Source organism: Bradyrhizobium glycinis (assembly GCF_016031655.1).
Lineage (GTDB): Bacteria > Pseudomonadota > Alphaproteobacteria > Rhizobiales > Xanthobacteraceae > Bradyrhizobium > Bradyrhizobium glycinis.
This window is the reverse complement of the sequence record NZ_JACCHQ010000004.1, coordinates 142,074-165,057: the sequence shown is the minus strand read 5'-3', so window position 1 is coordinate 165,057 and position 22,984 is coordinate 142,074. Positions and strand designations below refer to the sequence as shown.

The window sequence follows — 22,984 nt, the reverse complement described above, 5'->3', positions numbered from 1 at the left end:
CCGTCCTAGCATGATCCGGACCCGAAGGGCCGCGTTAGCGAAAAGTGTGTTGCGGTTTTCCGATATGATCATGCGCAATCGAAAAACCGAGGTACGATGAAATCATTTCAGCTCCGCCGAGCAGTAGCAAATCGGCCGGCAGATTCAATGCCAGTGCAGGATCGGCGCGACCGGCAGGAACGTCAGCAACAGGAACAGCGGGATCAGCACGGCGCCCGCGCGCAGGAGATAACCGAAGAAGCTCGGCATCGCGATGCCGTTCTCGCGGGCGATGCTGCTCACCATGAAGTTCGGCGCGTTGCCGATATAGGTCAGCGCTCCCATGTAGACCGCTCCCATGGAGATCGAGGCGAGCGTGCCCGAGAGCTCATGCATCAGCACGTGCGGGTCGCCGCCCGCGAGCTCGAAGAACAACAGATAGGTCGGCGCATTGTCGAGGAACGCCGACATCAGGCCGGTGAACCAGAAATAGACGACCTCGCGCGGCGCGCCGTCCGGCGCGGTCACCGCCGACAGCAGCCAGGCGAACGCGCCGTGATGGCCGGCATTGAGCATGGCTATGACCGGGATGATGGCAACGAAGATGCCCGCGAACAGTTTTGCCACCTCGCGGATCGGCTCCCAGGTGAAGCCGTTGGCTTGCCTGTGCTCGTCGGGCGTCAGCCATAGCGACAGCGCCGCAATGGCCAGCAGCACGAGATTGCGGGCGATGTCTTCGAGCTCCAGCTTGGTGCCGAGAACGTCAAAAGCGATGCCGATTTTCCACATCGCCGAGGCGAGCAGGCTGGCGACGATGGCGGCGATCAGCACCAGATTGACGAGGCCTCGGATGCGCAGCGGCTCGCGCCGGCCCGTGTCGCCTGGCGGCGGTTCGCTGCGAAAACGCCAGACGTCGACGACGGCGAAGATCGCGAGCAGCAGAACGGCGACGAGCGCGGTCTGCAACCAGATGGTCCGCGTGGTCCAGAAGAAGTCGACACCATGGAGAAAACCGACGAACAGCGGGGGATCGCCGAGCGGGCTCAGTGCGCCGCCGACATTGGCCACCAGGATGATGAAGAAGATGACGACATGGGCGTTGTGGCGCCGCAGCCGATTGGCGCGGATCAAAGGACGGATCAGGATCATCGCGGCACCCGTGGTGCCGACGATGCTCGCCCCCAACGTGCCGAGCGCGAGGATCCCGACATTCGCCGCCGGCGTGCCCTGGATGTCGCCCGTGATGAGAATGCCGCCGGCCACGACATAGAGCGCGAACAACAGCACGATGAAGCCGAGATATTCGGCGAGCATGGCATGGACCAGCGCCGCCAGTGTTGCCATGCCGCCGGCGAAGACAACGAGCGAGGCGAGCGCCAGCAGCGACCAGGCAGCGGTGATCTTGCCGTAATGGTGATGCCAGATTTTTGGGAACAGCAGCGGCCCCAATGCGATCGACAGCAACAAGCCGGCAAAGGGCAGCGCGTGGGGCCAGCGCATCGCGGCACCATCGAGGCCGGTCGCGGCAAGCGCGTTCTGCGGCAGAAGCGTCAAGCAGGAGACAGCGAGCGCGGGGATGTAACGTTGAGCCAAGCCGTCAACCGCCAATGAAGCCTCTCGCCGTTTCGATCGCGCCATATTGATCGAGATTATCGTGCCCGCCGCCCTCCATGCGAACGAACCGCTTGGGCTCGCGGGCGAGTGCGAACAGACGCTCTCCGAAGACGATCGAAATGACAAGGTCATTGGTGCCATGCATGACGAGCAGCGGCACCGTGACGCGCGATATACGCTGGACCGAATGGAACGGATCGCGCATCAAGAGGCGGACCGGAACGAACCAGAACGATGTCGCCGCAATGTCGGCCGTCGACGTATAGGGCGCCTCCAGGATGAGTTTTCCAATGCGATGCTCCGAGGCGAGCGCGACCGCGACGCCCGTCCCGAGCGAAAAGCCCCAGGCGACGATTCGTTCCGCCGCATAACGCGCGGTGGTGAACGCGTAGGCCGCTGCAGCGTCGCGCAGCAGGCCCTGTTCGCTCGGCATCCCGCTCGAGCCGCCATAGCCGCGATAGGACAGCGCAACGAGACCGGTGCCGTCGGCAGTCATCTCCTTGAAACGGCTGACGCGGCCGGCGAGAAAATCGCCGTTGCCGTGGAAGTAGAGGATCACCGAACGACCGGGCTTGGCCGGCACGTGCCAGACGATGACCTGCTCGCCATCAGACGTGGTCAGGACATGCTCTTCGGCTTCGGGAAGGCCCGCAGCATCGGGTGCGGTGCGGCCGACGGGCGGGATCGGAAACAACATCTCGCGCTGGCGGACGTACAGCACGACGAGACCGGCAAGATAGACGGTCACGAGCAGGATGGCGATCCACTTGACGATGGTCATCATGTGCGCGGCCGGCCCCCGATCCAGACTAGGGCTTGCGCTGGCTCCGCAGCAATTTCATGACGTCGGGCCGCAGGCTCGCCGGAACGTCGCGACAGCCGCACGCCGCCTTGTGGGCAGCGTGCCAGGCGATGCGCTGCGCGCGCGTCGCCTTGGGCGGCATGCGATGGGACCGGTGCCATTCCTTGTTGATGGCCACGGTCCCTCCCGCGTTACATCGCCTTGACGATGTTCTCGGTGACCTTCTTGGCGTCGCCGAGCAGCATCATGGTGTTGTCGCGGTAGAACAGCGGATTGTCGATGCCGGCGTAGCCCGAGGCGAGCGAGCGCTTGATGAACATCACCGTGCCGGCCTTCCAGACCTGGAGCACCGGCATGCCGTAGATCGGCGAGGACTTGTCCTCTTCGGCCGCGGGGTTGGTGACGTCGTTGGCGCCGATCACGAAGGCGATGTCCGCCTGCGCGAATTCGGAGTTGATGTCCTCGAGCTCGAACACCTCGTCATAGGGCACGTTGGCCTCGGCCAGCAGCACGTTCATGTGGCCGGGCATGCGGCCGGCGACCGGGTGAATGGCGTATTTCACCTCGACGCCTTCCTTCTTCAGGATGTCGGCCATCTCGCGCAGCGCGTGCTGGGCCTGCGCCACCGCCATGCCGTAGCCGGGGACGATGATGACCTTGGAGGCGTTCTTCATGATGAAGGCAGCATCGTCCGCCGAGCCGAGCTTGGCGGGCTTCTGCTCGCCTGTAGCCCCGCCGGCCGCGGCCGTCTCGCCGCCGAAGCCACCGAGGATGACCGAGATGAAGGACCGGTTCATCGCGTGGCACATGATGTAGGACAGGATCGCGCCGCTCGATCCGACCAGCGCGCCGGTGATGATCAGCGCGGAATTGCCGAGCGTGAAGCCGATGCCGGCGGCGGCCCACCCCGAATAGGAGTTCAGCATCGAGATCACGACGGGCATGTCGGCGCCGCCGATCGGAATGATCATGAGCACGCCGAGTGCCAGCGCGATGATGGTGATCATCCAGAAGTCGAACGCGCCGCCGGTGAGGACGAGACGGACGATGAAGAACACCAGCGCCACGGCGAGAGCGATGTTGATGATGTGACGGGCCGGCAGGATGATCGGCGCGCCGCTCATGCGCGCGGACAGTTTCAGGAAGGCGATCACCGAACCGGTGAAGGTCAGTGCGCCGATGGCGACGCCGAGCGACATCTCGACCAGGCTGGACGCATGAATGGCGCCGGGCTTGCCGATGTCGAAGGCTTCGGGCGCGTAGAACGCGCCGGCGGCGACCAGCACCGCGGCCATGCCGACCAGCGAATGGAAGGCGGCGACCAGTTCGGGCATCGAGGTCATCGGCACGCGGCGGGCGATCACCGCGCCGATGCCGCCGCCGATCGCGACCGCGAGGATCACGAGGACCCAGGCCACGCCATCCGCCGGCGGATGGCTCGCCAGCGTGGTGGCGACCGCGATCGCCATGCCGATCATGCCGAACAGATTGCCCTGGCGCGAGGTTGCCGGGCTCGACAGCCCGCGCAGCGACAGGATGAACAGCACCCCCGCCACGAGATACAAGAATGCAGAGAGATTGGCGCTCATCTCAGGTCCCCATTGATCCCTTCAGCCCGAGCTGGCCGCTTACTTCGACTTCTTCTTGTACATCGCCAGCATGCGCTGGGTGACAAGGAAGCCGCCGAAAATATTCACGCAGGCGAAGACGAGCGCGACGAAGCCGAAGCCGCGCGCCCAGCCCGAGCCGCTCGAGACCATGCCGACGCCGACGGCGAGCAGCGCGCCGACCACGATCACCGAGGAGATCGCGTTGGTCACGCTCATCAGCGGCGTGTGCAGCGCCGGGGTCACCGACCACACCACGAAATAACCGACGAAGACGGCGAGGACGAAGATCGACAGCCGGAAGATGAAGGGGTCGACGACCTGTGCAGCGTGCTCCATGGCAATCTCTCCTTAAACCTTCGGCTGGAAGTTCGGGTGGATCACGGCGCCGTCCCTGGTCAGCGCGGTGGCCTTGACGAGCTCGTCGTCCCAGTTCACGGCGAGCTTCTTCTCCTTCTTGTCGACCAGGGTCTCGATGAAGGAGAACAGATTGCGTGCGTAAAGGCTGGAAGCCGAGGCTGCGACGCGGCCGGCGACGTTGGTGTAGCCGACGATCTTGATGCCATCGAGGTCGACGACTTCGCCGGCCTTGGCGCCTTCGACATTGCCGCCGCGCTCGACGGCGAGATCGACCAGCACCGAACCGGGCTTCATCGACTTGACCATGTCGGCACTGACGAGCTTCGGCGCCGGACGGCCCGGAATCAGCGCGGTCGTGATCACGATGTCCTGCTTCTTGATGTGTTCGGCGGTAAGCGCGGCCTGCTTGGCCTGGTATTCCTTGGACATTTCCTTGGCGTAGCCGCCGGCGGTCTGCGCGTTCTTGAACTCCTCGTCCTCGACCGCGAGGAATTTCGCGCCGAGCGATTCCACCTGCTCCTTGGTGGCGGGCCGCACGTCGGTCGCGGTGACGACGGCGCCGAGACGGCGCGCGGTCGCGATCGCCTGGAGGCCGGCGACGCCGACGCCCATCACGAACACCTTTGCGGCTGGCACGGTGCCGGCCGCGGTCATCATCATCGGAAAGGCGCGGCCGAAGGCTTCGGCGCCCTCGATTACGGCACGGTAGCCGGCGAGGTTGGCCTGCGAGGACAAGACGTCCATCACCTGCGCGCGGGTGATGCGCGGCATCAGCTCCATCGCGAAGGCGGCGATACCGGCATCGGCCATCGCCTTCAGCGCGGCATCGCTGCCGTAAGGGTCCATGATGGCGATGACGAGGGCGCCGCGCTTGTATTGCGCCAGCTCGGATGCCTCGGGGCGCTTCACCTTGATGATGATGTCGGCGTCCTTGAGCGCGTCAGTGCTGACGGTGGCGCCGGCCGCGGTGAATTCGGAATCCGGAAGGCCCGACTTGATGCCGGCACCCGGCTCGACGGCGATCTCGGCGCCGAGCGCCTTGAATTTTTTCACCGTATCAGGCGAAGCGGCAACGCGCGGCTCCGACGGATCGATTTCCTTGGCAACGGCGATCTTCATAGGCCCTCCGGCGACGCGGGACAAAGCGCGCACGCGAACTTAGCGTTACTCCCGCAACGTTGGATACCGGTTTTAGAACCGGCTTGAATGCAAATTTTATGGGCACCGACGGCGCTGGCGGTGCGGCGGGCGATGGATCAGGTGAGGAAGATGGCCATCAGGATCACGATGAGCGCGACCGAGGCCGTGCCGTACTTCACCAGCTTGATGAAGCCTTCATAGGTCTGCTCGTGGGCAACGTAGTCGTTGCCGTCGGCAGTGGTGTACGCCACTTCGCTATGGTCAGCCATGGAATGTCCCCAGTCGAAAGTCGAATTCTCGGGCTGGGATACCTCAATCTTTCAGGCAGGGCAACGGCACCAAGGCGCGGTTTTCCGCAAATCGGGTCATTTGGAATTCCGATTGCCGGGAATCCAGCTCTCGCGCGGTTCAACCCTGATCGATCATCGTGGCAGCGACGCTCGCGGTGCGCCGCTGCAGCACCGCAAGGCCGAGCGCCTCGCGGACCGCGTCGATGGCGGGCTCGCCCGCCGCGGTGAACCGGGCCCTCCGCGGCCTGACGCCAGACCCGACCGCCACCGGACTGTCACCGGACAGGAAGCCATGGGCCATGTGGAAACCGAGCGCGCGGTAAACCTCGAACTGTTCTTCGGAGAAGAACTGATCGCCCGTGGTCTCATGGGGGAAGCGGTCGTTTCGGCGCGCGTAATCGCGAATATAGTCGTTCTCGTCGCCATTGAGCGACGACTTGATGTAGACGAGATAGCCTCTTTCATCTCCTCCATAGTCGATGGTGCCGATGGCAACGTGAACGTGGTCCTGCACCATCTCATCGTGATCGTCGGCCGCCTCGGGATCGCCTGCCTTGTCGGCATTGCGGGCCATGAGTTCACGCGTGCGCTCGCGAATCGGCGTCCACGGCAGGTCGATCCGGACCCCGAGATCGATGCGGGCATAACGCTGCAGCGTCATCAGGGAGCCGAAATTCATCGGCGCGTCGGCTTCCGCGTCGACCGCGATGATCAGCCTGCAGCGCCGGCGCAGCAGCTCGTAGACGCCGAGATTTTCGATATGGCCGCCATCCGTGAGGTAGACGCTGTCGCTGTTCTCGTACAGGCGCCCCGAGATTTCGGACCAGAGATAGAGCGGCGTGGAACGGCGTTGCGGCCGCACGCGCTCGTCGACGTAGCGCGGATTCTTCAGCCAATAGCCAAGCCGCACGTTGAGGAGCGCAAGCGTCGGCGTCAGCGCCTTGATCGAGCTCGAGCCCATGTTCGAGGAAGCCGCGGCGCCGGAAATCGCCATTGCCGTAGCAAGATCGAGACTTTGCTCGTCGTCCTGGACGAGACCCGTGGGCGCATAGCCTGTAGCCTCGCTGCCGACATTCAGCGCGGAGAACAGGAAGAAGTCCGCGTTGCGGCCACGCCGGTTGGCAAAGTCCGAGCCCTGGATATTCAGAGCCGTGTTGATGAGTTGATAGGGCGCGTGCAGCTTCGGCGTGGCCGGCAGCCCCGGAATTCGAGCCGCCTCGGCCGGAACCGCATAGAGATCAGTCAGCTTCATGCGATCGAGTGCCCGGAAATCGCGCCCCTGATCGAGGCTAGCTTCGGCCCGTGCAACGCTCCCGTCGGCCGACCGTGTCGGATCGAACAGGAACGCTTTGCTCAGACGATCGCGATAGAGCCGGTGCAGCGAGTTCGCATTTGGCGTCAGGCAGAACGAGATGGCGAACAGGACGACGCCGGCGAACATGTAGAGGATCACCTTCGGCAGACTGTGGGAATAGGCGAGTTCCGAAGCCTCGCCCTTGAACAGATGGGGAAAGCGGACCTGAACCACCGGTCCGACTTTCTCGGCCAGAAATTCAAGCCATGCAGGTGTGTGCCAGGTCGGTGTCAGCTGCTCGCTGTCGTCGACGACCGGCGGCGCGGCCTTCGGCGTGATCTCGGCCGACAATGTGCCCTTGCCGGCGTCGAACTGGATCCTGCCGGCGAGGTTACCGGAGGGAGCGTTCGACTTGGCATTCGCCAGGCATTCTCTTTGCGTGGCAGTCCCCAGACCCGCCGAACACCTCTCGAACAAGTCGTTGGAGATGCCCCAATACGACAGATAGAGGTATGCGACCCAGATGACGAGCGGAAGCGCGAGACCCGCAATCCACAGCGCGACCTTGGCGACGATCTTGAGGATCAGCGAGCCCCATTGCGAGGACGCGCCGTTTCCCTTCAACAGTTCTGCGAATTGCTGCCTGAATGCGGTGACGAAAACACCGATCGGCGCGGCCGCGGCCGCCAGCGACTTGATCCAGATGATCGCAACGCCCGCGGCCGGTCCACCAATTGCGTTGCTCTCGGCGACATCGAACATCTGCTCCAGCATGAAGGGCTGAAATTCGAAGAAAGCGATCACCGCCAGCAGCACCAGGAAGGTCGCCCCCATGCTCGGCCAATGCGAACGGAACTCCTGCCGCTTCTGCGGGCTTGCGAAGGACTGCTTGAGGGCCCACCCAAAGAACAACACGGCCCCGATGATGGCGATCGCGAGCGTCAGCGCGAAATGATGGACCTTGACGAACCGCGCGAAATCGCAGGCGACACCCAGCAACAACGCGAGCCCGCCAATGTAAGCAAGCACGATGCTTGGCCCGCTGCCGCGGACGGAGCGCGAAGCGAAATAAGTGAGCGCGCTGCAAAGGAACATGACCAGGGCGATCGCGGCGCCGAACGTGCTGAACCCGTAGCGATCGACAGTGCCGAAATTGTGCAGTTCGCATAACTTCCTGTTGCTGAGGCTGACGCCAAAGACGTTGGCATCCGTCAGGCAGCTCCGCAGCGGCGTCGACCATACGGTGACGGCGGCCAGGAGCAGCACGACGGGTAACGTCAGGCCGACATTGGCGACCAGCCCCCGCACGACGATTGCAATTCCGGTCAGAAGATCGCGGGCCCCGGCCGGGATCAGATAGTTGGAATAGTTGCGGAGATGTCCGACCGAAGGCGTGTCGCTGATCTCCGCGGCCGTGACGGTTCCACCAATCGGCCTCTCGCCGAATACAAATCGCCGCGCCGCCGTCATCGTAGCGCTGAGAGAGGTGCCGATATAGCCGCCGCCCGATACCGTGGAGAGATAGTCGATCCGCCTGATCAAATCGTGGTGGTTCAGCGCCTGCAGCACGCCGAGGCAGAGGGCCGACGAGCGGATGCCACCGCCGGACAATGCGAGCCCGGTCACGTCGAGCAACTGGCAGCTTTCAAGGCGATCGGGATCGATACGCCGATCCGGCTCACGCCGGGTGTTGATCGCGACAATTTCATCGCGGACGATCTGGTGGTGCTTCTCACACCAGGGAATTTCCTGCTCGATCCCGGCAGCGTTTTTCGACTCCGGAACCGGCGCGGCAGGTCCTTGATCGAGCATGGGTGCCTCCCCAGGCAGAAATCGACCAATCGACAATCAACCGTTGAACATTATTTTCGCAGTATCTCCTGAGTTAGTCTGTGGGGTTGCGCCAACGTTCAATCCCACGTAGCAAAATGTTGGGAGATGCCGCGGGACCTGGTCTCGGCCCATGCAGTTGGAACCCGCGGCAACGCCACCACGTCAGCCCATCGCCTCGAGCTCGTCGATCATGCCCGCGATGACGCTGAGCCCGCCATCCCAGAACTTTGGGTCCTTCGCATCGAGCCCGAACGGGCGCAGCAGCTCGGAATAGTGCTTGGTGCCGCCGGCAGCGAGCATGTCAAGATAGCGCTCGGCAAAACCCTCGGCCGCGTTCTCGTAGACCGCATACAGCGAGTTCACGAGACAGTCGCCGAACGCGTAGGCGTAGACGTAGAACGGCGAGTGGATGAAGTGCGGGATGTACATCCAGTAGTTCTCGTAGCCCGCCTTGATCTCGATCGCCGGTCCCAGGCTCTCGCCCTGCACCGACAACCAGATCTCGCCGAGCCGCGTCGCGGTGAGCTCGCCGTTTTTGCGCTCGGTATGGACCGCGCGCTCGAAGGAATAGAATGCGATCTGCCGCACCACGGTGTTGATCATGTCCTCGACCTTGCCGGCGAGCAGCGCCTGGCGCTGCTTCGCGTTCTTGGTCTGGGCCAATAGCCGCTTGAAGGTGAGCATCTCGCCGAACACGCTGGCGGTCTCCGCCAGCGTCAGCGGCGTCGGCGCCATCAGCGCGCCGTTCTTTGCCGCGAGCACCTGATGGACGCCATGGCCGAGCTCGTGCGCGAGCGTCATGACGTCGCGCGGCTTGCCCTGGTAGTTCATGAGCACGTAAGGATGCGCTGACGGCGTGGTCGGATGCGAGAACGCCCCCGGCACCTTGCCCGGCCGCACCGGCGCGTCGATCCAGCGGTCGGTGAAGAAGCGCTCGGCGATATCGGCCATTTTGGGCGAGAAGCCGCGATAGGCCGTCAGCACCATGCTGCGCGCCTCCGGCCAGGCGATGACGTCGGTCGCCGCAAAAGGCAGCGGCGCGTTGCGGTCCCAATAGGCCAGCCGCTTCTTGCCGAACCATTTCGCCTTCAGCGCATAATAGCGATGCGACAGTTTCGGATAGGCTGCCCGGACTGAGGCGACCAGCGCGTCGACGACCTCGCGCTCGACGCGATTGTTCAGATGGCGGGAATCGGCAACGTCCTTGAAGCCGCGCCAGCGGTCGGAGATGTCCTTGTCCTTGGCCAGCGTGTTGGTGATCAGCGCAAAGGTCCGCTCATTGGCCTTGAAGGTCTTCGCCAGCGCCTCCGCCGCGCTTCTGCGCTTGGAGCCGTCGCGGTCCTGCAACAGGTTGAGCGTCGGCTCGATCGCGAGCTCCTTGGAGCCGACTTTGAAGCGCAGGCCGGAGATGGTCTGGTCGAACAGCCGGTTGAAGGCGGAATAGCTGGTCTGCGCCTTCTCCAGGAAGAGCTGCTCGAGCTTGTCGTCGAGCTGGTACGGCTTCTCCTTGCGCAGATCCTCGATCCAGGGACGGTAGTGCGCGAGCTCGGGAGCCTGCATCGCGCGATTCAAAATATCGTCATCGATCCGGTTGAGCTCGAGCGCGAAGAACAACAGATGCGTGGACGCCGCCGTCAGCCGTTCGGACACGTCGCCGTAAAACTTTGAAATCGCTGGGTCCACGCTGTCGCCGGCATGGACGAGGCCGGCATAGGAGCCGAGACGGCCGGCGAGATCGTCGATCGCCTCATAGCGTCGCACCGCCTCGGCGAGCCACTTTCCGCCATCTTCGTTTGCTGTCCCTGTCGCCAGCTTGCCCTTGTAGTCCGTCTCGAAGGCGACGCAGTCGGCATCCAACTTTTCGAGATCGCGCGCGACTTCCGGCGCCTCAATCCCGGAATAGAGGTCGGCCAGGTTCCACTCCGGAAGCTTGCCGGTCTTGCTCGCAGCTTTGGAGGGTCTTGCCTTGGCGGCGGATTTTTTGGTGCTTGGCTTGCGGAGAGCGGGTTTGCTGGGAGCGGACTTCTTGAGAGCGGTCTTGTTCGAGGTAGACTTGTTCAAGGCAGATTTGGAGCGCGAATTCATTGTGTGGGAAACCTGTGTTCAACCATCGCGGCGGCGGGCGGGGGCATCAAGGTTTAAGCGTGCGTTAATCGGCTTCGGCCAGAGTGCCCCGATTCGAGACAGATAGTAGTAGCGTGCGGGGAACACCATGGCTGCCAGTATTTTGATCGCTGACGACGACGCTGTAGCCCGCCGGCTGGTCGAGAACATGGTGCAGAAATGCGGCTATGAGACGGTCGTCGTGGACTCCGGTGACGCCGCAATTGCCGCCCTCACCGCACCCGACGGACCGGCCATCGACGCCGTCATCCTCGATCTCGTGATGCCCGGCCTCGACGGCATGGGCGTATTGGCAAAGATCCGCGAAGCCGGCCTGAGTGTCCCCGTCATCGTGCAGACCGCCCATGGCGGCATCGACAACGTGATCTCCGCGATGCGCGCGGGCGCGGCCGATTTCGTCGTCAAGCCGGTCGGCGTCGAGCGGCTCCAGGTCTCGCTGCGCAACGCCCTCAACACGTCCGCGCTCAAGGGCGAATTGCAGCGCATCCGTCACAGCCGCGAAGGACGGCTCACCTTCTCCGACATCATCACCCGTTCCGAGGCGATGACGGGCGTGATGCGCGCCGCCCAGAAGGCGGCAAACTCCGCGATCCCCGTGCTGATCGAGGGCGAGTCCGGCGTCGGCAAGGAGATGTTCGCGCGCGCCATCCATGGCAGTGGCGAACGCAAGGCCAAGCCGTTCGTCGCCGTCAATTGCGGCGCGATTCCCGACAACCTCGTCGAGTCCATCCTGTTCGGCCACGAGAAGGGCGCCTTCACCGGCGCCACCGAGCGGCACACGGGCAAGTTCGTCGAGGCTCATGGCGGCACGCTGTTTCTGGACGAGGTCAGCGAGCTGCCGCTGACGGCGCAAGTGAAGCTGCTGCGTGCGCTCCAGGAAGGAGCCGTGGAATCGGTCGGCGGCCGCAAGCCGGTCAAGGTCGACGTCCGCATCATCTCGGCCACCAATCGCAAGCTGCTGGAGCGGGTCAAGCAGGGCCATTTCCGGGAAGACCTATTCTATCGGCTGCACGTGCTGCCGCTGACGATCCCCTCGCTGCGCGCGCGGCGTGAGGATATCCCGCATCTGCTCAGGCATTTCATCGCGCGCTTCGCCGCCGAAGAGAACCGCCCGATCACGGGGATCAGCGGCGAGGCGGTGGCCCACCTTGCCCAGCTCGACTGGCCCGGCAACATCCGCCAACTCGAGAACGCGGTCTATCGCGCCGTGGTGATGAGCGACGGGGACCAGCTTGGTCTCGGCGACTTCCCGCTGCTCGCCTCGCAGGCGCATCCCGTCACGGATATTCCGACCGCCCCGCTGATGCTCGAGCCGGCGGCGACGCCCTCTGTGGTGTCAGGTAATGACATACCAATCGCCCCGCTCCCCGCGGTGGGAACGCTGTCCATGCTCACTGCGACCGGGGATGTCCGCCCGCTGGAGGACATGGAGAACGAGATCATCCGTTTCGCGATCTCGCATTATCGCGGCCAGATGTCCGAAGTGGCCCGCCGCCTCAAGATCGGCCGCTCGACGCTCTACCGCAAACTCGACGAAGCCGGGGTTCCCGGGCATGGCGGCAAAAGCGGCGAGGAGACGCACTGAGCCCAGCGCGAGCGGGGATTCGCGCAGCGGTGCGAGACCGCTCTAAGCCGTTCGCATGGCAAGGGATTCGGCTGCGATTTGAACCGTGACTTGGAAGTGACAGACAGAGGGAAAAGCGCGTGGCAGAAGCGTACAATCCGTTGCCAAGAGGCTCCCTTGACGTCAGTTTGTGGTGAGTTGTCCCGGGTAGCGCTGGCTGCAAAATCGGGGCCTGTATATCGTCTGCGTCAGAATCGTTGCGTGCAGGCGTGCAACTTTCGAGAGGCCGGCGCGGTTTTAGCCGAAACTCATCAATAGGCGATAACGAAGCTGTTCCACGAAGGAACAGTTCACCCGAGGGGTGCGACACAATGCGTGACTGTTTGAATCATCGTGTGGGCTTTGACCGCGTCTTGATGACGGTCGCGGCGACCTTCCTCACGGTGTCGGCCAGCTCGGCCCTGGCGCAGGATCAGGTGCGCAGCAGCGCCGCCGAGCTCGCGATCGAAGCTGCGATCCCGCGCCCGGAGCCCGCAAACGTCCCGCCCCCGACTGCAGCCGACATCAAGCTCGACACCACCGCCACGGTCCAGGATTCCACGAAGGACGCTGCGAGGGACTCCGCCACGACGAACGTCGCGCCAGCGCCCGACAAGGTGGAGACCAAGCCCTCCGACATTGCCACCACACCCGCGCCAGAACCGCCCAAGAGCGAGACTGCGAAAACCGAGCCGGCAAAGACCGAGCCGGCCAGTACTGAACCGGTCAAGGCCGACACCGCAACCGCAACGCCGGCGGCTCCCGCAGCACCGGCCGAGCCGGTGAAGGCCGCAAGCAATATTCCCGCCGCCGACCAGCCGGTCGCGGACAAGCTCAAGGACATTATCGGCGCCAAGACCTCGCGGCATTTCGACCGCAAGAACGAGCGCGCAGCGGTCGAAAAGTTCTACGGCGCGCGCGACTTCGCGCCGGTCTGGACGCAAGGCGGCAGCCTGACTGCTGCGGCCAAGGGTGTGATCGCGCGGCTCAAGGACGCGGCCTCCGACGGTCTCAATCCCGCCGACTATCCGGTGCCGGATTTCGCCACCACGACGCCCGATGCGCTCGCGGATGCCGAGCTCAGGCTCACCGCCAGCATGTTCGACTATGCGCGCCACGCCCAGAGCGGCCGCATGCATTGGTCGCAGGTCAGCGGCGACATTCTCTATCCCGAGCACCCGGTCGACCCCGCCGAGGTGCTCGCCAAGGTCACGACGGCGACCGACGCCTCCGCCGCGCTCGACAGCTACAACCCGCCGCACAAGCTCTACAAGGAGCTGAAGGCCAAGCTCGCCGAGCTGCGCGGCCAGGGCAGCGGTCCGGTGATCGAGATCGCCGACGGCCCTGCGCTGAAATACACCCCGGCCGGCAAGAAGCAGGCTGAGATCGTCGTGGAAGATCCGCGCGTGCCGCAACTGCGCGCCAAGCTCGGCCTCGCCGAGAATGCCAGCGATACCCGCTACGACGCTGTGGTCGCCGAAGCCGTGCGGAAATTCCAGAGCGGCGCCGAGATGAAGCCGACCGGCATTCTCGACGACAAGACGGTCAAGGCGCTTAACACCCCCAAGCGCGACAAGCAGATCGACGTGGTGCTGGTGAACATGGAGCGCTGGCGCTGGCTGCCGCGCGACCTCGGCGCGCCGTCGCTGGGTGATGCCTATGTCATCCTCAACATTCCGGACTTCACGCTGAAGGTGATGCAGCGCGGCCAGCAGGTCTGGACCACGCGCGTCGTGACCGGCAAGCCGGGTTCGCATGCGACGCCGCTGCTCACCGAGACGATGAAGTACATCACGGTCAATCCGACCTGGAACGTACCGCCGTCGATCGTCTACAACGAATACCTGCCGGCCTTGCAGCAGGATCCGACCGTGCTTCAGCGCATGGGCCTGAGGCTCGAACAGAACCGCGACGGCTCGGTGCACATCTCGCAGCCGCCCGGCGAAGCCAACGCGCTCGGTCGCATCCGCTTCAACTTCCCGAACAAGTTCCTGGTCTATCAGCACGACACGCCGGACAAGCATTTGTTCGCTCGCGACGAGCGCGCCTTCAGCCATGGCTGTATGCGCGTGCAGAATCCGGATCAGTACGCCTCCGTTCTGCTCAACATCGTCATGCCGAACGAGAAGTACACGCCGGAGCGCGTGCGCAGCATGTACGGCAAGAGCGAGATCGATCTGAAATTCCCGACCCCGATCCCGGTCAACATCACCTATCAGACCGCGTTCGTGGACGACGCCGGCAAGCTGCAATTCCGCAAGGACGTCTATGGCCGCGACGCGACCATGATCAACATCCTGAAGAACAACCGCGGCAAGGACCTCGAGGCCGTCGTGGCGCATTCCCAGCCGAGCTATTCGCGTCCGGCGACGACGCTGCCCTCCGGAGTGGCCGTGGCCAACAACGGCAGCGGCTTCGGCTCGTCCGGACCGAACTTCTTCGAGCGGCTGTTCGGGGCGCCCACCCCGGCCGCGCCGCCGGCGCCGGTCGGCCGCCGTCCGCAACAGCAGCGGGTGTTTACCCGCTGACGCCCGTCCGGCACCTCGTTTTCCTGAAATTCTGCAATGAAATCAGCGATCCCGTCCCCAGGATGGGGTCGCTTCACGTTAACCATGCTGCGACCCACCCTGGGGCGGCGGGCGTTTTTTTGCCACAGTCAACCGCTTAGGATCGTAGTCTGACTTGGTTTGGGGGCGGGAAGGTCAACCTCAAATTAACCTTCTCGCTTTAAGAAAGCGTTCATCCTCTTTCGCGCTGCTAACGGGGTTGGCGGGAGAGTCCATTTGAACGCTCGTCGACTGGGTGGGCTCATACGTGCTGACGGGTCTCGCACGCCAATTCGCTGTGCTGTCGTTGTCCCATGCGGGCGTGAAGGCCGGATCCCGGATCGGCCTTGCGGCTGCATTGCTGCTTGCGGCCGCCGGTTCGGTTCATGACGCCGCCGCGCTGAACGAGACCAAGACGCTCTCGTTCCACCACACCCATTCCGGCGAAGACCTCACCGTCACCTTCAAGCGCGATGGGCGCTACGACGAAGCGGCGCTGAAGCAGCTCAACCATTTCCTGCGCGACTGGCGCACCCAGGAGCAGACGGTCATGGACCGTCGCCTGTTCGACATCCTCTGGGAAGTCTATCGGGACGTCGACGGCAAGCAGCCGATCCAGATCATTTCCTCCTATCGCTCCCCCGCCACCAACGCCATGCTCCGCCGCCGCTCCTCCGGCGTGGCGCGCTCCAGCCAGCATATGCTGGGACATGCGATGGACTTCTACATCCCCGGCGTGCCGCTGGAGCAGATCCGCTTCGCCGGCCTGCGCCTGCAGCGCGGTGGCGTCGGCTTCTATCCCACCTCCGGCTCGCCTTTCGTGCACCTCGACACCGGCAGCGTCCGGCACTGGCCGCGCATGACGCATGACCAGCTCGCCCGCGTGTTCCCGGACGGGAAGACGGTGCATCTGCCGACCGATGGCGTACCGCTGAAGAACTATGAGCTCGCCAAGGCGGAGATCGAGCGGCGCGGCAGCGGCGACGATGCCGGCAGCAAGCCGAATTTCTTCGCCGCCTTGTTCAAGAGCAAGCCGGCAGCTCCGGCCGCCAGCGACGAGGATGACGAGGGTGCGACCGCCCCGGCCGCGAAGCCGGCGGCACCGACCATCGTCGCAGCCGCCGCCAAGCCCGCCGAGCCGGTGCCGACGCCGCGCGCCAAGCCGCAGATCGCCGCAACCCTCCAGCTCGCCTCGGCCGATGCGCAGATCGTCGCGCCGCCCAAGCCGAAGCCCGCGCCGGTGGCTGACAAGCCCGCTGCCGGCAAGCCGGAGACGCCTGCCGACATCATCAATGCGCGCGGCTTCTGGGATGACGTTCCGGCCACGCCGCAGCAGGCGACGCCGGCGCAGGTCGCCGCGCTGAAGGCGCGCCAGGCGCTGGCCGCGGCCACCGATCCGCAACCAACCGCGAGCGTGTCCAACGCGGCCCTCCAAGCCCTGGCTTACGCGCCGGCGGCGTCCCCGGTCGATCGCGCCAATGTCGTCGCCGCCTCCGCGCCGATCCCGCGCACCGCCCGCCCCCGCAGCCTGGCTCAGGCAGCGGAGATCAACACGGTGGTCGGCAAGAGCATCGACGGCAGGATCGCAACCGCGACCCGCCTCTCCGCGGCCAAGGGCGAGAGCATCTGGCTCAAGATCGTGATGCTGTCGCCGAGCGCCAGCCGCGCGATGTCGGTGACGCTGATGGGCGAGCTCGATACCGCGGCGCTGCGCGGCTATTTCGTCAAGCCGAACGCCGTAATCGCGATGGGCTTCTCCGACGACCCGACGCAGGGCCTGTCCTGCGACAATTTCTCGGGCAGCGCGACCGCAAAGCTCGAGATGACGTCGTTCGTCATGCGCACCGCCGCGCTGCGCTGAGGGCTGCGGCCTACGCAAACTTCACCCCTGCCCCGTTCTTGCTCCCGCGTATTGATCATGCTGGCAGGCCGGCCTTGAGCAGGCCGGATTCGTGACGCTCGCGATCGATCTCGCGCTTGTAGTGCAGTGTTGCAAGATAGGCCGCCACCGAGAACCCTGGTTCGCGCTTCAGGACCTCCGCGGCATGAGCGCCAGCCGCGATGGAATTGTTCATCTGCGCGAAAATCGCTGCCAAGAACGCGTGATGGGTATAGTCGGGCCGCGTGATCCTTGAGAAGGCCTCGGCGGCCTCAGCGTACTTCTCCGCGCAATAATAGGCGCGGCCGAGATGGCTCCAGAACCGCTCGGGATGATGAGGATTGAGACGCATCGCTTTCCTGATCCAGTCGATACCCTCCTCGGGTAGGCCCAGCCAGGTCAGGAGCTCTCCCTGCTGCACGACGATCAGATCGTAGTTCGGGTTGAGGGCCAGCGCACGCTCCTGATGATAGGTGGCTTTTTCGTAGTCGTGGCGCGTCAGATTGAGCGCGGCGAGGATCCGGTGCACGTCGGCATCGTTGTCGTCGAGTGCCAATGCGATCTCGAGCTCGGAAGCCACCTGCTCGAAGGTCGCGTCACGGTCAGCGCACCAGCCATAGATCCAGCACTGGCCGAGCACACACGCCTTCCAGGCGTGAGCGTGGGCGTAATTCGGATCCATTGTGAGCGCCCGGTTGAGCAGTATCTGCGCCTGCGAGTTGTCCTCGCGTGTTGAACGGTGATGCAGCAGCTTTGCAGCCAGCACGCATTCATAGGCCCGCATGTTCTCGGTCGGCTTGCGCTTGGTGCGGTCATGCGCTGCCGCTTCGACGCGACCAGGCAACGTCGCGACGATTGCGCGGGTCATCTCGTCCTGGATGGCGAAAATATCCTGGAGCTCGCGATCGTAACGTTCGGCCCAGACATGACGGTCGGTTTCCGCGTCGATCAGCTGCACGGTGACGCGGACGCGCCCCCCGGCTTTCCGCACGCTGCCCTCGATGACATAGTCGACCCCGAACTCACGGCCGATGTCCTGGACCTTTACGGCCTTGCCCTTGTAGACGAAGGTTGAGTTTCGCGAGATGACGAGCAAGTCGTGGAAGCGTGAGAGCTCGGTGATAATGTCTTCCGTGAGGCCGTCCGCAAAGAACTCCTGTTCCGGATCACCGCTCATGTTGGCGAATGGCAGCACGGCGATGGACGGCTTCTTTGAGACGACCGGTGTTGTAATGGCCTTCGTCGCGTCTGGCAGGCTTGCAGGCCCCTCCGCCAGCCGAATGCGGAAGACGCGGATCGGGCGAGCGATGTTCTTGACGGTCTGCTCGCCGAGATCGTCGAATTGAACGCCGTCCAGCCGGTCGCCGACCTGATCGCGCACCGCGCCTGAAACGCAGATTCCGCCAGGCTCGGCGAGCGCCTCCAGTCGCGCCGCGATGTTGACGCCGTCACCGAAGATGTCGTTTTGATCGACGATGACATCGCCCAGATTGATGCCGATGCGGAATTGTATCCATCGCGGGGGCGGGACGTCGGCATTGCGCCGCGCCATGCGGCGCTGAACCTCGGCGGCACACAGCACAGCGTCGACGACGCTGTGGAATTCGGCGAGCATGCCGTCACCGGTCGTCTTGATGATGATGCCGCGATTCTTGGCAATGGCGGGATCGATGAGCTCGACCCGATGGGTCTTGAGGCGCGCAAGGGTGCCGGCCTCGTCGACCTCCATCAGTCGGCTGAAGCCGACCATGTCGGCGGCGAGAACCGCGGCAAGCCTGCGCTCTGGTCCCGGCACATCCATCGCTCGGTCCCTTCACCAAGCAATCTAGCAGATGCCGAGATATTGCCCAAGCTTGGTGCGCTGCAACGCCGACAGGGCGAGGTGCCTCAGAGCATCCCCAGTGCCTGCATGTAGGTCTCGAGGATGGTCTCGGCCTCGGCGCGCTCGTTGGGGTCCTGCTTGCGCAGGCGCACGATGGTGCGCAGCGCCTTGACGTCGTAGCCGTTGCCCTTGCTCTCGGCATAGACGTCGCGGATGTCGTCGGAGATCGCCTTCTTCTCTTCCTCCAGCCGCTCGATGCGCTCGATGATGGACTTGAGCTGGTCCTTGGCGAATTTTGTCGCGGGCTCGTCGTCGCGGACGGCGGCGGAGGTGGCCATCTTGGTACTCCCAATGGAACTGGCAAAACGAGGTGACGCCGGCATCCTCACCGCGCGTGCTGGGTAGACCCTTAGGGTCGGCGCCCCCAGCGTTCAAGCAAGCATCACGCTCGTCCACAGCGCGCCCACACCTTCCTGCGCCGAGGCAAAGAAAGCTGTTGTGTGGTGCGACTCAGGGCACCGCCGTTCAATGCCCGTGGGGATGCACCTTCTTCATCGCCTCGAGCTGCTCGGTCGTGGCCGTGCCCTGGTACTTCGCCTTCCAGGTCTCGTAGGGCATGCCGTAGACGGCCTCCCGGCTCTCGTCCTTGCTCAAGGCGACGCCCTGGGCGTCCGCGGCGTCCTTGAGCCAGTTGGACAGGCAGTTGCGGCAGAAGCCGGCCAGATTCATCAGATCGATGTTCTGGACGTCCGTGCGGCTCCGCAGATGCTCGACCAGGCGCCGGAAAGCGGCCGCCTCGAGCTCCGTTCTGGTTTTGTCGTCGATTGCCATGGCTGTCTTCCCTCAAGGTCCGTTCGGGGGCAGGGTTACGGGATCAGGTGGGTCTTGTCACAGATTTTGCCATATCGCAGCGCAAAGGGGCCACTGCCGGCTGCCCCCGGCCCAACGCCAAATCGTCAATGATCTGGTATAGCTTCCGCGACAATGACTGCCGAATCTCCCCGCTCCCCGCTTTACCTGCTCGCCCGGTTGGTCCCGGTGCTGGTGGTCGCCCTGGCGTGCCTCTACGCCGGCCCGGCCTCCGCCGATTTCCGCCTCTGCAACAACACATCGAGCCGGGTCGGGATCGCGCTCGGCTACAAGGACGCCGAGGGCTGGACCACCGAGGGCTGGTGGAACATCTCGTCCCGCTCCTGCGAGACGCTGCTGCGGGGCACGCTGGTCGCCCGGTACTACTACATCTACGCCATCGACTACGATCGCGGCGGCGAATGGTCGGGCCAAGCCTTCATGTGCTCGCGCGACAAGGAGTTCACCATCCGCGGCACCGAGGATTGCCTGGCGCGCGGCTATGACCGCACCGGCTATTTCGAGGTCGACACCGGCGAGCAGCGGGCCTGGACGGTGCAGCTGACCGACGCCAACGAACAGCCGGCGCAGCAGCGCGTGCCTGGCCTGCCCGGCCCGGTGGGCCCCGGCGGCGTTCCGGGTTTGCCCAATAGCCCGCCCGGTGCTACGCCCCCGGGCTCTCCCGGCCTGCCACCCCCGTCTGGAAATAAGCCATGAGGCGTCTTCGCCGTATCAAGATTCTCGCGACCCTGGGACCGGCCTCCTCAGACCTCGCGATGATCCGCCGCCTGTTCGAGGCCGGCGCCGATCTGTTCCGTATCAACATGAGCCACACCCCGCATGACAAGATGCGGGAGCTGGTGGCGACGATCCGCAACGTCGAGAGCAGCTACGGCCGGCCGATCGGCATCCTGGTCGACCTGCAGGGCCCGAAGCTGAGACTGGGCTCCTTTGCAGACGGGGCGATCCAGCTCCAGAACGGCCAGACCTTCACGCTGGATTCCGACAAGACGCCGGGTGATGCCACGCGCGTCCATCTCCCGCATCCGGAGATCCTGGCCGCGCTCAGGCCCGGCCATGCGCTGCTGCTCGACGACGGCAAGGTGCGGCTGATCGCGGAGGAGACCTCGAAGGAGCATGCGGTGACCCGCGTCGTCGTCGGCGGCAAGATGAGCGACCGCAAGGGCGTCAGCCTGCCCGACACCGATTTGCCGGTCTCGGCGATGACGCCCAAGGACCGCGCCGACCTCGAGGCCGCCCTGGTCACCGGCGTCGACTGGATCGCGCTGTCCTTCGTGCAGCGCGCCGACGACGTGATCGAGGCCAAGAAGATGATCCGCGGCCGTGCCGCCGTGATGGCCAAGATCGAGAAGCCGCAGGCGATCGACCGCCTCGCCGACATCATCGAGGCGTCCGATGCGCTGATGGTGGCGCGCGGCGACCTCGGCGTCGAGCTGCCGCTGGAGCGGGTGCCGAGCCTGCAGAAGCAGATGACACGGATGGCGCGCCGCGCCGGCAAGCCGGTGGTGATCGCGACCCAGATGCTGGAATCGATGATCCAGTCGCCGGTGCCGACCCGCGCCGAAGTCTCCGACGTCGCCACGGCGGTCTATGAAGGCGCCGACGCCATCATGCTGTCGGCGGAATCGGCGGCCGGCAAATTCCCGGTCGAGGCGGTCTCGACCATGAACCGCATCGGCGAGGAGGTCGAGCGCGACCCGACCTACCGTTCGGTGATCATGGCCCAGCGCCCGGCGCCGGAATCCACCGCGGGCGATGCCATCGCCGACGCCGCGAGGCAGATCGCCGAGACCCTCGATTTGCCCGCCTTGATCTGCTGGACCTCATCGGGCTCGACCGCTGTGCGCGTGGCGCGTGAGCGGCCGAAGCCGCCGATCGTGGCGATCACGCCGAACATCACCGCCGGCCGCCGGCTTGCCGTCGCCTGGGGCGTGCATTGCGTGGTGGCGGAGGACGCGCGCGACCAGGACGACATGGTGAGCCGCGCCGGCCAGATCGCGTTCCGGGACGGTTTTGTCCGCGCCGGCCAGCGCGTGATCATCGTCGCCGGCGTGCCGCTCGGCATCCCCGGCACCACCAACATGGTGCGCATCGCCTCGGTCGGCCCCGAGGGCGACGCGAACATGTGAGCCCCGCCGGGGCAGCCAAACAAAAAAGTCGAAAAACAACCCCATGCACAGTAGCCGGCCGCTTGGCCGGATGTGCCGGGGTTTTGCGAAAACGCATGCTCAGGCAATGGCCTGAGCGCGATCACCTCGCCACCGCGCGCGCGGCGCGACCTTTACGCGCCGACCAGCGCCTTGGTCGTCGGCAACAGCGTCTGCTGCACCACGAGGCCGCGGGCGCGGGCGTCCATGACGCCGACCGCGCGCAGCGCCAGCAGGGTCACGGTCTGCACCGCATCGCGCATCTTGACGGGGTCATCGAGATTGTCGGGCGCGAGCGGCCCGACCAGAGCCTCATGCAACGCCCCGAGCAAGGCGGTGGCGGCGAGCGCGGTGTCCTGCGCCGGCAGATGGCCGGCACGCACCGCGGCGTCGATCCGGGAGGCGATCTCGCCGGCGATCTCGCGCCGGCTGGCAAGTCGGGAGGCGCTGACATCGACGTCGACCGGCTCGGCCAGGATGCCCCAGGCCAGCCTGCGCTGCGACAACGTATGCACCGCCACGGTGGTGACCGCAGCCGCCAGCGCCGAGGACGGCCCCGGCGCGGCATCGGCCGCCCTTCGGATCGCCGCGAGCTCGTCGCGGGAGACCTCGGCAATGAGCTCGGAGATCAGCTCGGCCTTGGAGGGGAAATAGCGATAGACCGTGCCGGCCGCGACATTGGCCCGGACCGCGACCGGCGCGATCTGCACCGCCGCCATGCCCCCTTCCGCCGCCGCCTCCCGCGCCGCCGCCAGTATAGCGCTGCGCCGCGCCGCAAGGCGCTTCACCACTTGATGCGTCCGCCGATAAACCATGGCGCGCTTCCTGTCCCACCACGCCGGCCGCACGCCCTGCGGCCGAACGCTTCTCACGCAAAAGATGCAAATCGCCCCGCAAGGACTGAACAACTATTCAGGATGAATGACAAGATGGGAAATGCGTGGAGCGCCATGAGGAGCGGACGGGGACGCCAAGCTGGTCGGCAGCATCCCGGTCGAGGCTGCCTCCAACGGTGCCCATCGGTGGCAGTTTGCCAGGTGCGGAGCGGGATCAACGTCATCTTCTCTCCCGTCC

18 protein-coding genes are annotated in these 22,984 nt (G+C 64.9%); 5 read left to right on the top strand and 13 right to left on the bottom strand.

Annotation, left to right across the window (positions count from 1 at the left end):
* Nucleotides 1-144 precede the first annotated feature (144 nt).
* The 9 genes from HZZ16_RS09430 to HZZ16_RS09390 form a co-directional block, all read right to left on the bottom strand.
* On the bottom strand, nucleotides 145-1,479 hold the full coding sequence (locus HZZ16_RS09430; protein ID WP_197948318.1) for a sodium:proton antiporter: 1,335 nt from the start codon (nucleotides 1,477-1,479) through the stop codon (nucleotides 145-147).
* Nucleotides 1,480-1,576: 97 nt separating this feature from the next.
* Nucleotides 1,577-2,374: an alpha/beta hydrolase gene (locus tag HZZ16_RS09425; RefSeq protein ID WP_197948319.1), complete on the bottom strand. Its 798-nt coding sequence runs from the start codon at nucleotides 2,372-2,374 to the stop codon at nucleotides 1,577-1,579.
* Nucleotides 2,375-2,402: 28 nt separating this feature from the next.
* Nucleotides 2,403-2,573 (bottom strand): hypothetical protein, encoded by a 171-nt coding sequence (locus HZZ16_RS09420; protein ID WP_197948191.1) that lies wholly within the window; start codon nucleotides 2,571-2,573, stop codon nucleotides 2,403-2,405.
* A gap of 13 nt (nucleotides 2,574-2,586) precedes the next feature.
* Nucleotides 2,587-3,984: an NAD(P)(+) transhydrogenase (Re/Si-specific) subunit beta gene (locus HZZ16_RS09415; RefSeq protein WP_197948190.1), complete on the bottom strand. Its 1,398-nt coding sequence runs from the start codon at nucleotides 3,982-3,984 to the stop codon at nucleotides 2,587-2,589.
* Between the two features lie 39 nt (nucleotides 3,985-4,023).
* Nucleotides 4,024-4,341, bottom strand: coding sequence for a proton-translocating transhydrogenase family protein (locus HZZ16_RS09410; protein WP_035998681.1), 318 nt, complete (start codon nucleotides 4,339-4,341; stop codon nucleotides 4,024-4,026).
* Nucleotides 4,342-4,353: 12 nt separating this feature from the next.
* Nucleotides 4,354-5,481: a Re/Si-specific NAD(P)(+) transhydrogenase subunit alpha gene (locus HZZ16_RS09405; protein WP_197948189.1), complete on the bottom strand. Its 1,128-nt coding sequence runs from the start codon at nucleotides 5,479-5,481 to the stop codon at nucleotides 4,354-4,356.
* 137 nt (nucleotides 5,482-5,618) lie between these two features.
* Nucleotides 5,619-5,771 (bottom strand): aa3-type cytochrome c oxidase subunit IV, encoded by a 153-nt coding sequence (locus tag HZZ16_RS09400; RefSeq protein WP_008136857.1) that lies wholly within the window; start codon nucleotides 5,769-5,771, stop codon nucleotides 5,619-5,621.
* A gap of 139 nt (nucleotides 5,772-5,910) precedes the next feature.
* Complete coding sequence (locus HZZ16_RS09395; RefSeq protein WP_197948188.1) at nucleotides 5,911-8,898, bottom strand: patatin-like phospholipase family protein; 2,988 nt, start codon at nucleotides 8,896-8,898, stop codon at nucleotides 5,911-5,913.
* 183 nt (nucleotides 8,899-9,081) lie between these two features.
* Entirely contained in the window at nucleotides 9,082-11,004 is a 1,923-nt protein-coding gene (locus tag HZZ16_RS09390) for a M3 family oligoendopeptidase (RefSeq protein ID WP_197948187.1), read from the bottom strand.
* Nucleotides 11,005-11,131: 127 nt separating this feature from the next.
* On the opposite strand from HZZ16_RS09390, the gene HZZ16_RS09385 reads away from it, so the two are divergent.
* From HZZ16_RS09385 to mepK, 3 genes are all read left to right on the top strand, one after another.
* Nucleotides 11,132-12,628 carry a sigma-54-dependent transcriptional regulator gene (locus tag HZZ16_RS09385; protein ID WP_197948186.1) on the top strand — a complete coding sequence of 499 codons (1,497 nt, stop codon included), beginning with the start codon at nucleotides 11,132-11,134 and terminating at the stop codon, nucleotides 12,626-12,628.
* A gap of 350 nt (nucleotides 12,629-12,978) precedes the next feature.
* The gene (locus tag HZZ16_RS09380; protein WP_197948185.1) at nucleotides 12,979-15,174 is read left to right on the top strand and encodes a L,D-transpeptidase family protein; all 2,196 of its coding nucleotides are present in this window, start codon (nucleotides 12,979-12,981) and stop codon (nucleotides 15,172-15,174) included.
* Between the two features lie 286 nt (nucleotides 15,175-15,460).
* Entirely contained in the window at nucleotides 15,461-17,053 is a 1,593-nt protein-coding gene (gene mepK / locus HZZ16_RS09375) for a peptidoglycan L,D-endopeptidase MepK (protein ID WP_311974003.1), read from the top strand.
* Between the two features lie 55 nt (nucleotides 17,054-17,108).
* Here mepK and HZZ16_RS09370 read toward each other — a convergent pair whose 3' ends face one another.
* The 3 genes from HZZ16_RS09370 to HZZ16_RS09360 all read right to left on the bottom strand — a co-directional run bounded on the left by HZZ16_RS09370 (nucleotide 17,109) and on the right by HZZ16_RS09360 (nucleotide 19,724).
* Nucleotides 17,109-18,872: an adenylate/guanylate cyclase domain-containing protein gene (locus HZZ16_RS09370; protein ID WP_197948183.1), complete on the bottom strand. Its 1,764-nt coding sequence runs from the start codon at nucleotides 18,870-18,872 to the stop codon at nucleotides 17,109-17,111.
* Between the two features lie 86 nt (nucleotides 18,873-18,958).
* Nucleotides 18,959-19,231, bottom strand: coding sequence for a DUF2312 domain-containing protein (locus tag HZZ16_RS09365; RefSeq protein WP_018641571.1), 273 nt, complete (start codon nucleotides 19,229-19,231; stop codon nucleotides 18,959-18,961).
* A gap of 187 nt (nucleotides 19,232-19,418) precedes the next feature.
* Nucleotides 19,419-19,724, bottom strand: a complete 306-nt coding sequence (locus HZZ16_RS09360; protein ID WP_197948182.1) for a DUF1244 domain-containing protein — start codon at nucleotides 19,722-19,724, stop codon at nucleotides 19,419-19,421.
* Between the two features lie 153 nt (nucleotides 19,725-19,877).
* Here HZZ16_RS09360 and HZZ16_RS09355 point away from each other — a divergent pair, with 153 nt between their 5' ends.
* Nucleotides 19,878-20,459 carry a DUF1036 domain-containing protein gene (locus HZZ16_RS09355; RefSeq protein ID WP_035998649.1) on the top strand — a complete coding sequence of 194 codons (582 nt, stop codon included), beginning with the start codon at nucleotides 19,878-19,880 and terminating at the stop codon, nucleotides 20,457-20,459.
* Nucleotides 20,456-21,892 carry a pyruvate kinase gene (gene pyk / locus HZZ16_RS09350; RefSeq protein WP_197948181.1) on the top strand — a complete coding sequence of 479 codons (1,437 nt, stop codon included), beginning with the start codon at nucleotides 20,456-20,458 and terminating at the stop codon, nucleotides 21,890-21,892. Before HZZ16_RS09355 ends, pyk begins: the two co-directional genes overlap by 4 nt.
* Before the next feature lie 152 nt (nucleotides 21,893-22,044).
* Here the strand turns inward: pyk and HZZ16_RS09345 are convergent, their stop codons facing one another.
* A complete protein-coding gene (locus HZZ16_RS09345) occupies nucleotides 22,045-22,725 on the bottom strand; it encodes a TetR/AcrR family transcriptional regulator (protein ID WP_057028549.1) in 681 nt (226 codons plus the stop codon).
* Nucleotides 22,726-22,984 lie beyond the last annotated feature (259 nt).